Origin of the sequence: Chryseobacterium sp. VD8 (assembly GCF_037149975.1) — a bacterium.
Classification (GTDB): domain Bacteria; phylum Bacteroidota; class Bacteroidia; order Flavobacteriales; family Weeksellaceae; genus Chryseobacterium; species Chryseobacterium indicum.
The window spans coordinates 1-12444 of record NZ_JBBCQL010000131.1; the positions used below are offsets into that span (position 1 = coordinate 1).

8 protein-coding genes are annotated in these 12444 nt (G+C 36.9%); 5 read left to right on the top strand and 3 right to left on the bottom strand.

The features are described 5' to 3' along the window. Positions 1 to 1699 (top strand): insulinase family protein (locus WFK35_RS14235; RefSeq protein ID WP_336733107.1); only part of this gene is annotated, 1699 nt, incomplete at its 5' end. A gap of 487 nt (positions 1700 to 2186) precedes the next feature. Continuing rightward, positions 2187 to 2318 carry a bacteriocin-like protein gene (locus tag WFK35_RS14240; RefSeq protein WP_262487837.1) on the top strand — a complete coding sequence of 44 codons (132 nt, stop codon included), beginning with the start codon at positions 2187 to 2189 and terminating at the stop codon, positions 2316 to 2318. 77 nt (positions 2319 to 2395) lie between these two features. Here WFK35_RS14240 and WFK35_RS14245 read toward each other — a convergent pair whose 3' ends face one another. After that, entirely contained in the window at positions 2396 to 4534 is a 2139-nt protein-coding gene (locus tag WFK35_RS14245) for a S46 family peptidase (RefSeq protein ID WP_336733108.1), read from the bottom strand. Between the two features lie 326 nt (positions 4535 to 4860). Here WFK35_RS14245 and WFK35_RS14250 point away from each other — a divergent pair, with 326 nt between their 5' ends. After that, positions 4861 to 5343: a copper resistance protein NlpE gene (locus WFK35_RS14250; RefSeq protein WP_336733109.1), complete on the top strand. Its 483-nt coding sequence runs from the start codon at positions 4861 to 4863 to the stop codon at positions 5341 to 5343. Positions 5344 to 5399: 56 nt separating this feature from the next. Here the strand turns inward: WFK35_RS14250 and WFK35_RS14255 are convergent, their stop codons facing one another. Beyond that, complete coding sequence (locus WFK35_RS14255) at positions 5400 to 6047, bottom strand: MgtC/SapB family protein (RefSeq protein ID WP_214588841.1); 648 nt, start codon at positions 6045 to 6047, stop codon at positions 5400 to 5402. A gap of 85 nt (positions 6048 to 6132) precedes the next feature. On the opposite strand from WFK35_RS14255, the gene WFK35_RS14260 reads away from it, so the two are divergent. Further along, positions 6133 to 6834, top strand: coding sequence for a hypothetical protein (locus WFK35_RS14260; RefSeq protein ID WP_336733110.1), 702 nt, complete (start codon positions 6133 to 6135; stop codon positions 6832 to 6834). Positions 6835 to 6882: 48 nt separating this feature from the next. Here WFK35_RS14260 and ligA read toward each other — a convergent pair whose 3' ends face one another. Then, positions 6883 to 8886, bottom strand: coding sequence for an NAD-dependent DNA ligase LigA (gene ligA, locus WFK35_RS14265; protein ID WP_336733112.1), 2004 nt, complete (start codon positions 8884 to 8886; stop codon positions 6883 to 6885). Positions 8887 to 9128: 242 nt separating this feature from the next. Here ligA and WFK35_RS14270 point away from each other — a divergent pair, with 242 nt between their 5' ends. Beyond that, on the top strand, positions 9129 to 12233 hold the full coding sequence (locus tag WFK35_RS14270) for a TonB-dependent receptor (protein WP_336733113.1): 3105 nt from the start codon (positions 9129 to 9131) through the stop codon (positions 12231 to 12233). Positions 12234 to 12444: the final 211 nt, after the last annotated feature.

The following is a 12444-nucleotide window of genomic DNA, read 5'->3' on the forward strand; positions in this document are numbered from 1 at the left end:
CAGAGATTTGGTTCTGGAGCAGATTGAACTGGTTAAAAAAGGAGAATTTCCTGACTGGATGCTTCCTGCGATTATCAACGATTTTAAAATTCAGAGGATGAAAGCACTGGAAACCGCAGACGGATTGGCAACAAACCTTTATGATACGTACATCAAAGGCAGAACCTGGGAACAGGAACTGAATGAAATGGATCAGTATGAAAAACTGACGAAAGAAGAGGTTATTGCCTTTGCCAATGAGTTTTTCAGGGATAATTATGTGATCGTTTACAAAGAAAAAGGAGTAAACGAAAAATTAATACGCGTAGAAAATCCGGGAATTACTCCTGTGAAAATAAACCGTGAAGCCCAGTCTGAGTTTTTACGCCAGATTTTAGAAGAAAAAACGGAAGACATTCAGCCGGAATTTGTTGATTATGAAAAGGAAATTCAGAAAGATGTTATTAAAGACAAGACCGTCAGTTTTGTTAAAAATAAATACAACGATATTGCGCAGGTTCATTTTATTTTTCCTTTCGGAAGCGATCATGACCGTGATCTGGGAATTTCAACTCAGGTTCTTCAGTATTTGGGAACTGGAAAATTCTCTCCGGAAGATCTGAAAAAAGAATTCTTCAAAATCGGCGTTACCAATGATTTTAAAACCACCAACGATCAGCTGATTATTTCGCTGAACGGCTTGGAAGAAAATATTGAAAAAGGAATAGATCTTCTGCAGCATTGGCTGTATGAAGTAAAGCCGGATCAGGAAATTTACAGACAGTTTACAGAAACTATTCTGGAAAACCGTGCTGCGATGAAGAAGGATAAAGGCAGAATTATGACAGCTCTTACGAATTATACCAAATTGGGATCTTTTTCACGGTTTACGGATGTTATTTCAAAAGAAGAATTGGAAAGCAGCAATGTGGAAGTTTTTACAGACCGGATGAAAAAACTGTTCAGATATCCGTATCAGATATTTTTCTATGGAAGGAATTTTGAAAATTTCACTTCATACATCGGAAAATATACTGAAAATGAAAGTTTTGTCATTCCGGAACCTAAAAACTATCCGGAACCAGAAACAGACGGAAACGTATATTTTACAGATTACGACATGGTTCAGATGGAAATGAGCAAAGTGGGAAGAGGTCGCAATGTCAACACGGAAAATTTTGGTAAAATCAATGTTTTTAATGAATATTTCGGACGCGGTTTGTCATCCATTGTTTTTCAGGAAATCCGTGAAAGCAAAAGTTTAGCCTATTCTGCATACGTTTCTTACGCAGCGAATTCAGAGTTGGATCATCCGGATTACATTACCACCTACATCGGAACGCAGCCGGACAAATTGCAGATTGCGGTGGATACGATGACTGAACTGATGACCGAGCTTCCTGAAGTGAAAGTACAGTTTGAAAATGCAAAAAATTCTGCTTTAAAACAGATTGCTTCGCAACGGGTAACGAGAACGAATATTTTCTTCAATACGTTAAGATTAAGAAAACTAAATATTCATCATGATTTCAGGAAAGATATCTATCGCCAGATTGAAAGCCTGAAATTTGAAGATCTGAAAGATTTTTACGATCATTACATAAAATCCGTTCACTTTAACACCGCCATTATCGGAAAAAAAGAAAACCTGAACAGGAAAGCGGTTGATAAGATGGGAACCTTCAGGGAAGTGAGTTTAAAAGATATTTTCGGACATTAAAAAAAGAGGCTTGAAAAAGCCTCTTTCCGTTTTTAGGTCGTGTGCAATTTCCATCCTGAAAATGCGGATAAAAAAATCTAAATAAACGCTTATTATATAGAGTTTAAACTTTTTAAAAATATTCTTTTGGAAAGCGCAGAGACGCAAGCTTTTTATTAGTCTCAATCATTAAGGCGCAAGAAAATCAAAGATTTTCAATAAGGATTTATGCTTAATTTTATCGTAGATAAAATCTTTGTGCCTTACAGTATTTATTGAATATTTTGTGCCTTTTCGATGGTTATAGCTATTAAGTTTTAGGTTTATATTTTAAAAAGGATTTCAGATCAGCAAATGTTGTAAAAACATTATTTTATTTAACATAAGATATTTTTTTCTTAAATGTGTGAAAAATTATTGGAGAATTGTTTCTTTTGTTTAAATTTATCTTAAAATATAGCGGTATCCGAAAAGCTCACAGAGTAGGAAACAAATTAAAACAAAAACAATGAAAAATTTAAAGAAACTTTCTAGAGAAAATCTTAAAACAGTAAAAGGAGGATTAATGATTTGTATGAACTACGATGGTGTTTGCGAAAAAGTAGGTAAGTTCTGTGGAGAGCCGGAATGTAAAAATTAAAAACCTTTTTAGACTCTTAAAGTAAGAATCGTAAAGAAATAAAAAAGTCCTGAAATTTTCAGGACTTTTCTTATTATTTATTTTACAATTTTCATCTCATCAATCAGCCATTTGGAATCTGCAAATTTATCGATGATGAAAAGAATATACTTCGTATCCACCATGATATTTCTGCTGAAACGAGGATCATAATTAATGTCGCTCATTGTTCCTTCCCATTGTCTGTCGAAATTCAGTCCTACCAGATTTCCGTTGGCATCAAGAGCCGGACTTCCGGAGTTTCCTCCCGTTGTGTGGTTGGTTGCTGTAAATCCTACAGGAACATCGCCGGTTTTATCTTTGTACACTCCGAAATCTTTCTTGCTGTAAAGATCAATCAGCTTTTTCGGAACATCAAATTCGTAATCTCCCGGAACATATTTTTCCATTACACCCGCCAAATGTGTCTGATAATTATAAGAAACGGCATCTCTCGGAGAAGAACCTTTCACTTTTCCATACGTTACACGAAGCGTTGAGTTCGCATCAGGGAAGAATTTTCTGTCTTTATCCGTTGCCATTTGCTGCGCCATGTAAGTCTTCTGTAAAGCATCAATTTTTGTCTGCATCGACGTAAACTGAGGATCAGCTTTGGTGATGTAGGTGTCTCTCATGGATAAATAAGTCTGATAAACAGGATCTTTTTTTAATGTCTTGATCAGTTTATCCTGATTGGAGAATGCCTTTTCGATATCTTTACTAAGAAAAGCTCCGTTTACTTCAGTTCTTCCTGTAATGATGGAGTTTTTAGAATCTTCTTCAATCGTCTGAAGATTTTGCGCTTCATTTTTATATTTTTCAAATCCTGCAGGTAAAAATTCCGGAGCCGTTTTATTGGCATAAAGAGCCAATAATTTTGCCGTAACTTTTGCATCAAGTTCTGCATTGTAATCTTTGTAGAAAGAAGTCAGCCTGTTCTTAAAGGAAGTGGTTCCTTTTTCGTCCATTCTTCCGGCTTCTACCGCAGTAATGTAGTTGTAGAAAAGATTGGCAAGCATTAATGTTTCTGCATTTCTGATGGTTTCAGAATAATATGCGTTATTTAATGCATAAGGAGCCTGATCGTTGTACAATTTGTTAAGTTGGTCTAAAGTCGTTTTAATATCTTTATTTTTAGCGATCAGAGAATTTTCATACTGTACTTTTTTCTCTACCGCGTTAGATTTTTTCAAGCCTTCTACTTCACCGATCCATTTTTTCCAGTAATTGGCTACCGAAGCATATTTTGAAGCATACTGAATTCTTGTGGCATCATCGGTACGCATTTTTTCGTCCAATGTTTTCAAAGCAACATCTCTCACTGCAATTCTCGCAGGATCGGTATCTTTCATGATCTTTTCAACTGCGATGGCAGGAAGATATTCTGTGGTTCTTCCCGGGAATCCGAATACAAAAGTGAAATCATTCTCATTTTTATCTTTAATGGAAACCGGAAGATAATGTTTCGGAACGTAAGGAACATTGTCTTTAGAATATTCCGCTGGTTTGTTGTTTTTATCAGCGTAGATTCTGAACATGGAGAAATCTCCGGTATGTCTTGGCCAAACCCAGTTGTCTGTATCCGAACCGAATTTTCCGATGCTTTGAGGCGGAGCTCCTACCAGACGGATATCTTTGAATGTTTCAATAGTGAAAGCATAGAATTTATTCCCATAATACATGGATCTTACAGAAATCGACTGATAAGGTTCTGTTTTCTGAGAATTTTTGTAAATCTCAATATTTTTGGCAATCTGTTTAGAAAGTTCGGGTTCCTGCAGTTTATCGGTTCCGTCTAAAATCTGAGAGGTCACTTCTTTGATATCAACAATAAAGTCTACCGTTACTCCCGGATTCGGAAGTTCTCCCTGAGGATTTTTTGCCCAGAAACCATTTGATAAAAGATCGTTCTGCACGGTTGAGTGAGACTGAATCTGCCCGTAACCACAGTGATGGTTGGTAAGCAATAACCCTTTTGGCGAGATAATTTCTGCGGTACAGCCTCCGTTGAACTGTACAACCGCATCTTTTATGCTTGCTTTTTGCGGATTAAAAATATCTTTTGCAGAGATTTTCATTCCCAAATCTTTCATTTCCTTTTCATTAAGCTCCGTTGGAATCCACATTCCGCCGTATTGCTGTGCAAACGTCATTACAGCCGGCAAAAGAAATACAGATAGAAGTATCTTTTTTGTCATAATCAAAATTTTGCCGAATTTACGAAGAAAATAGTATACTTAGATTAAAATTGGCTGATAGTTGATTGTTTTTTAGAGGCTGTTCAAATTTAATATTTTATGATTCTGTTATTTTCAAACGTAAAATTATAATTCAGCATACCGAATTGTAATTCAGCATACCGATTATTCTAAAAAGTAAGAACAAGTAAAATTTTTGTATCAAGATTGATGATACGATTTAATCTTTAATCAGTTTGATCCATCAACTATCAACAAGAAACCATCAACCAATCAGGCGGCTTAATTTTTGCTGCTGAAAAAGCATTCACGCTAAATCATTTATTATGAAAAAAACAATTCAGATTTTGGGAATCGCTCTTATGTCGCTTGTAGTTTCCTGTACGCAAAAAGACAAAAATCCTGAAGTGGAGATGAACCCTAAAACAGATCCGATGGCAATTCAGACTCCGGTGGACAGTACCAAAACAAATTCAGTTGCGGGTTCTGATAATTCAGAAAATTCTTTAGACTGGGACGGAACGTACGAAGCCACAGTTCCATGCGCAGACTGCCCCGGAATTAAAACTATCCTTGTTTTAAGTAAGGATAAATCTTTTAAAATCACAGAAGAATATCTGGAAAGAAATTCTAAAAATGAAGATACAGGAATGTTTACATGGGATTCTACGGGAAGCATCATTACCTTAAACGGAAAAATTTCAAAATACAGATACAAAGTTGGGGAAAATACACTTACACAGCTTGATATGGAAGGAAAACCGATTGACGGCCCGAACAAAGCCCTGTATATTTTTAAAAAGAAATAATCGTGTAACCTCCAAAATCCCTCATTTGAAGGGATTTTTTATTGACATCGATGATATTAAAACTGGTAGGCAATTATTTTATCATCTTCCATCAGGTTCTTCATTAAAATTTCATGATTGGTATTATTGCCTGTAACCACCCATGTTGTCGAGAGATTTCCCTGTGTATACTGTTGTTTTGCCAAGGTGAATTTCAGATGGTTTCTCTTAAAAAGCTCTTCACAATGTTGAATATCATGGTAATTGACTACCGCAATTTTATATTCCCGGATTTTATGATGTCTGTCTATAAATTTTTCAAAATAGGTTAAATAATTTAAAACCACTAAAATAAGAAGCGTTCCGAGGAGTGAAAGATAAACATATCCTGATCCGACTGCCATTCCGATGGAAGCAGTGGCAAAAATAGTTGTGGCAGTGGTAATTCCGTCGATTTTGCTGTCTCCTTTAAAAATAACGCCTGCTCCAAGGAAACCAATTCCGGTAATGATGTTGGCTGCAAGACGATCCGGATTGGCAACTCCGATTTTAATAGAAAGTATCGTAAACAAACAGGATCCGAAACAGACCAGAATAAAAGTGCGCAACCCTGCCGATTTATTCCGGTACTCGCGTTCTGTCCCGATGAAAATGCCGAGAAGAACGGAAATGAAAATCAGCAGAAGCTCATTCTGGATAACGTAATGATCTTTTAAAAATTCCATTTTGAAGATTTTACTAAATAAAATTACAATAATTCTTTTGATAAAAATCCAAATGAGGTATATTGTATCGTAAAATGCTACAACCTTGAATGAAAGTCTGAAAAAGTCGATTGAAAACCTATATTCTGTTTTTTCAAAATATGAAATCCGGTCTGTTATAGAGGGATGCCCCTGTTGCGTTTCGGATCGTGACAAAGAGAAGATTCATACTAAGGAACTCAGAGAGCTCGAAGAAGAGGATCTTTCCCGATATGCTTTTAAAGCAATGACAACGTGGGGAAATGTGGATGATTTTAAACATTTCCTGCCGAGAATACTGGAGCTTTGTATCGATCATGATTTTGGAATTCAGCCGTTTGGTATTTTCGGAAAACTGGAATACGGAAAATGGGAAATCTGGGAATATGCCGAAAAAGAAGCGGTTACAACTTTTCTTTTGGAATGGTGGAAGTATTTCTTAGAAAATAGGACTTTTTTTGATGATGATCTGTTTTTCGGGATCTATAATTTAACGGGTCAAATTGAAAAATTATTAGACTGCTGGAAAGTGGATGTTGTCCAAAACAGCTTTATGATTTATGTAGATTTTATCCGGTATTATTATCAGGATTTTGTCAACGAAAACCTGAAAAATAAAAGTTTGAATGAATCGGATCATAAAAAATTTCTGAAATGGATCAAAGAAAATGCGAAAAGTCTTGAAGAAGGTTTTTATTATTTCGAAAATAGTGATGAAAGATTTGCAAGGGAAATTTCGGACGCTCTGTATATTTTGGAACACAGCTAAAAAAAGACTGCCTTTGAGAGACAGTCTTTTGTAATTATTTAAGAAGAACTATTTTTCTACCAAATCCAAAAACTGCTGTTCATCCAGAATTTCAATTGTTCCGATGTCCTGTGCTTTTTTCAGTTTGCTTCCGGCTTTTTCGCCCACCACAAGGAAATTAAGGTTTTTGGATACTGCCGAAATATTTTTTCCGCCGTGTTTTTCTACCATTTCTTCCGCCGCTTCTCGGGTAAATAATGATAATTTTCCGGTAAAAAGGAATGTTTTTCCTTCCAGAATATTCGACAGGACTTCGTTTGTACTTTCGCCTTTTTCCAGTTGTACTCCGTAAGATTTTAACCTTTCGATCATCAAAATATTTTCGGAATTTGCAAAGAACTCCACGATGCTTACCGCGATTTTGCTTCCAATATCTTCTACTTGGCAAAGCTCTTCCACGGTTGCATTTTTCAGATCTTCGATGGTCGGGAAATTTTTAACCAGTTTTTTGGCAACCGTTTCTCCGACGTGTTTTATCCCGATTCCGTACAGCACTTTTTCAAACGGAATTTCTTTGGATTTTTCGATTCCTGAAATGATGTTCTGTGCCGATTTTTCTGCCATTCTTTCAAGCGGAAGAAGCTGCTCTTTCGTTAAAACATAGAAATCCGCAGGATTTTCAATCAGTCGTTCCCTGTAAAGCTGCTCAATCGTCTCACTTCCCAGATTATCAATATTTAAAGCCTTTCTGGAAACATAATGGATCATTCTTCCCACAACCTGTGGCGGACAGTGAAGATCATTCGGACAGAAATGAATTGCCTGATCCTCGATTTTTACAAGCTCAGTGCCGCATTCCGGACAATTTTTAATGTATTCAATTTCCTTGCTTTCTTCCGTTCTTTTTTCGGTATTGACGCCGACAATTTTCGGAATAATTTCACCGCCTTTTTCTACGTAAACGAAATCATTTTCATGAAGATCTAACTTTTTAATAATATCTTCATTGTGAAGTGAAGCTCTTTTCACAATTGTTCCGGCTAATAAAACAGGTTTCAGATTCGCAACCGGAGTGATGGCTCCTGTTCTTCCGACCTGATAAGAAACGCTTTGCAGTTCGGTTTCCACTTTTTCAGCCTTAAATTTATAAGCCATTGCCCAGCGTGGAGATTTTGCGGTATATCCAAGCTGTCTCTGCTGTTTTAAAGAGTTGACTTTTAAAACGATACCGTCAATTTCAAACGGTAAATTATGTCTTTCAACGTCCCAGAAATTGATAAATTCCTTCACCTCATCCAAAGTAGTACACAATTTTGCCTGTTGAGAAGTTTTGAAACCCCAGCTTTGCGCTTTCTGAAGCAGTTCCCAATGCGATGCTGCAGGAATATCTTCTGAAATAAACTGATACAGAACCGATGAAAGCCCGCGTTTTCTCACTTCGCCGCTGTCCTGCATTTTCAGACTTCCGCTTGCTGTATTTCGGGGATTCATGAAAGGGTCGAGACCTTCTTCCTCACGCTGTTTATTGATTTTATAGAAATTTTTTCGGGTTAAATAAATTTCTCCGCGCATAAAAAAATGTTCAGGGAAATCACCTTTGAGTTTCAGAGGAATATCCGAAATGGTACGAACGTTTGCCGTAATTTCATCACCCTGAAAACCGTCACCGCGAGTTACTGCCTGAACCAGTTTTCCGTTTTCATACAAAATGGAGATCGAAGCACCGTCATATTTCAGTTCGGCAACAAATTCCACCGGTTCGTCAATGGTTTTAATAATTCTTTTTTCCCAGTCTTCAAGATCGTCAAAATCATAAGAATTATCAAGAGAATACATTCTGAATTTATGCTGAACCGTAGGGAAAACTTTAGTAATTCCACCGCCGACACGAACGGTAGGAGAGTTTTCGTCATAAAATTCGGGATATTTTGCTTCCAGATCTCGAAGTTCTTCCAGCAGCATATCAAAATCATAATCCGAAATCGTCGGATTATCAAGGAGATAATAATTTTCGTTGTGCTGATGAAGCTCTTTTCGCAGATCTTCTATTTTCTGTTGTATGTTTTCGGACATCGGGTTTCTATCTTTTCAGCAAAAATAAATAAAAGTAATTCCAATTTAAAAAATAAGGGAATTAAATATTCTGCGAAAATTAAAAAGTTGTAACATATTTAAACCCACTGATTATCCACCAGATAAAATCGGGGTTAAAATTCAGGTAACATAAGGTTCCCATATAATTTAAAAAATGTTAAAACTCCCTTAAACAGAGGATTCTGAAAGTCAAAATACATTTGCAAAGCTAATTTGTAAATATGAAAAAAGTAAAGATTGTATTGGGATTATTGTTTCTGAGTTTTGGAACTCTTGTGTATGCGCAGACCACTCAGGCTTCCATTGTAGGAAAAGTTACCGGAACCGGAAAAGCTCCGCAGGAAAAGGTAAAAGTAACCATTGTAAATGAATCCACAGGTTTTAAAACGGAAACGGAAACCAATTCGAAAGGGGAATATATTTTCAAAGAAATTCCTTTGGGCGGACCTTACACCGTATTCGTAAATGATGAAAAAAGGGAAGGCTACAATGTGAATTTTGGAGATCAGGTAACGGTAAACGTAGATCTGGGAAGCGAGAAAAGCATTGAAGAAGTTGTTGTTACCGGAAATTTAAAAAACAAAATCGGGAATTTAGGTGCGGCAACAGCCATTACAACCAAAAATATCGGAATTTTACCTGTAAACGGAAGAAACTTCAACAATCTTGCTGAACTTTCTCCTTTGAGCGGTAAAAACGGAAGTATTTCCGGACAGTTGGGTTCTTCCACGAATTTTACCATCGACGGAATGACAGCGAAAAATCCTACATCTGCAGGTTCTACGACAAGCAGAAGCAATGCTCCGTTTTCTATTTCAATCGAAGCGGTTCGTGAATTTAAAGTAACCACTAATCAATATGATGTCACATTAGGAAGAAGCGGAGGCGGAACCGTAAGTGCAGTTACAAAATCCGGAACGAATAAATTTTCAGGAAGTGCATGGGAATATTTGAGGACAAACTGGCTTTCGAGCAAATACGACATCAGAGGAAATAAAATCAACAACGATTTTTCCACTTCTCAGTTCGGATTCTCTTTAGGCGGACCGATCATTAAGAATAAACTGCATTTCTTCGTTGCTTGGGATCATCAATTGGATTCAAGACCGTTGCAGATTGCCGATATCAAATCTCATGACGACGAATTGAGATTAAATACCACCACAGCTACTTTAAATAAGTTCCTTGATATTGCCAGAGCTAAATATGGGGTTGGAAATACACCACAGTTCGGAAGTTTTGATAAAGTGAGAAATTCTGATGCCGGATTTTTGCGTTTAGACTGGCAGATTAACGATAAAAACTTATTGACTTTAAGAAATAATTTCACGTACGATCTGAACAAAAACGGTTTAGGAGACAACACAGCGATCAATGCATTTGAATCGTATGGAAATGATAAAAATTTGGATAACAGCTTATTGTTGACTTTAAGATCCAACTTAAAGCCGAATATGACGAACGAACTGAAGGCGCAGTATCTTTACACTTTTCAGGACAGTTATCAGAACGATCAGCTTGGTCATCCCGTTCCGAGAGCTATTGTCGAAAATATTGTAACCAGCATCGACGGAAAAGATAAGGCAACCAATATTCAGATCGGAGGTCACCGTTTTGCACAGGAAAGTTTCAGGAATAATGTTTTCCAGATCGTAGACAATTTATATTACAATACGGATAAAATCAAATATACATTCGGTGCAGATTTAATGTACACGATGGCAAAATCGTTGTACGGAAGTGAAGTGAACGGAAGATTCCATTTCAGGGAGAATCCTACAGCCAACGGAGGAGATAATTTATTTAATTTCAATAATCTTGTGGCGTACAGATTTTACAGAGAAGTTCCTTTGATGCAGGATCCTTCTGTAAAGTCCAATATTTATAATTTGGGAGTTTACGGACAGATTCAGACAAAAATTGCAAAAGGTCTGGATTTAATGGCGGGTTTAAGATTGGATTACGGCGGTTATCCGAAAGCAGGCTTCAATCAGAAATTGTATGATGAAATGGGAATACGGACAGATAATCAAATCAAATCATTCATCATTCAGCCAAGATTCCAGTTCGATTGGAATATTAATGAAGGAAATAAAGACTTCCTGAAATTTGGAGCCGGAATTTTCTCTTCAGATATCAACAATTATATGATTATCAATAATCTGGTGTTTGACGGAAGACATTTGGCAACAGTGGATGTGACTGGTAAAGATGTTCCTATTCCGAACTTTAATAGCTATAGAAATGATTACAACACTGTTCCTACACTTGCTCAGAATCAGATTCCTACCATTAACTATACAGGAAAAGATGCAAAAATTCCGGTAGTTTATAAAGCTAATGTTTCTTACACGCATTTCTTCAACGAGAGATTCAGAGCGGGAGTTGCGGGTTACATGACACTGGGAAGAAACAACTATTTCTATTACGACAGAAATATGGTGGCAAATCCTTATTTTACGCTGGATAATGAAGGCGGAAGAGGAGTTTTTGTTCGTGCAGCAGATATTGCAGCCAACGGAACACTGAGCTGGAAAGACGGAAGAATCAACAAAAATTTCGGAAGAGTTCTGGAATTGGTAAGTGATGGAAAAGTCAATCAGTTTTCATTCGTTTTAGACACAAGTTACCGTTACTGGAAAGACGGAGAAATTACAGCAAGTTACACCTGGGCGGACATCAAAGACAATACTTCGTATAACGGAAACGTAGCCAATTCTGCAACACTGTCTACCATGGTTTCGGGAGATCCGAGAAACTTAAGAATGTCGTATTCGGACAACCAGTTCAGAAACAAAGTCGTGATTTACGGTAACTCTCCAACCATTGCAGGATTTACCTTGGGAATCAGGTATGCCGGAATCGGCGGAACCCGTTTCTCTGTAACGGCAGGAGGAAATGTAAACGGAGATTTCGTAGACACGAACGATTTAGCTTACATTTTCCCGAATCTTACACAGACTTTAATTGATAATCCTGAAGTGGGACAGGCTTTGAAGAACTATATTACGGATTACAACAACAAAGTTGCAGAAAGAAACGGCGGAAAAAATGGTTTCTACGGAGTTTGGGATGTTCGTGTAGCAAAGAAAATCAAATTTGAAAAAATCGGAGCCTTTGAACTTTCAGTGGATATTTTCAACGTTGCCAATTTACTCAACAAAGAATGGGGCGTTAACAAATCTTACGGAAATACGGCGCTGTACAGAATTACAGGATTTGATCAGGCAACAAAACAGTTTAAGTACAGCCTGAACACAAGCGGACTGGAACCTCTTTCAGGAAATCCTTACCAGATCCAGATCGGAGCGAAATATTCTTTCTAATCTAAAAATAAGTTTAAACTCATTTTAAATGTAACCGCAAAAGAGACAAAAGACTTTGTTGAGTTTTTTTAACCTGAGTTCGGGATAAGTCTTCTTAACCGCAAGGTTAAACAAAGAGATTCAATTATTAGGAATTCAGCTTTTAAGATATACAAAGGCGTAAAACTTATTAAAGTAATACCATTTTGTCTTTTTTTACATAAATGAAGTG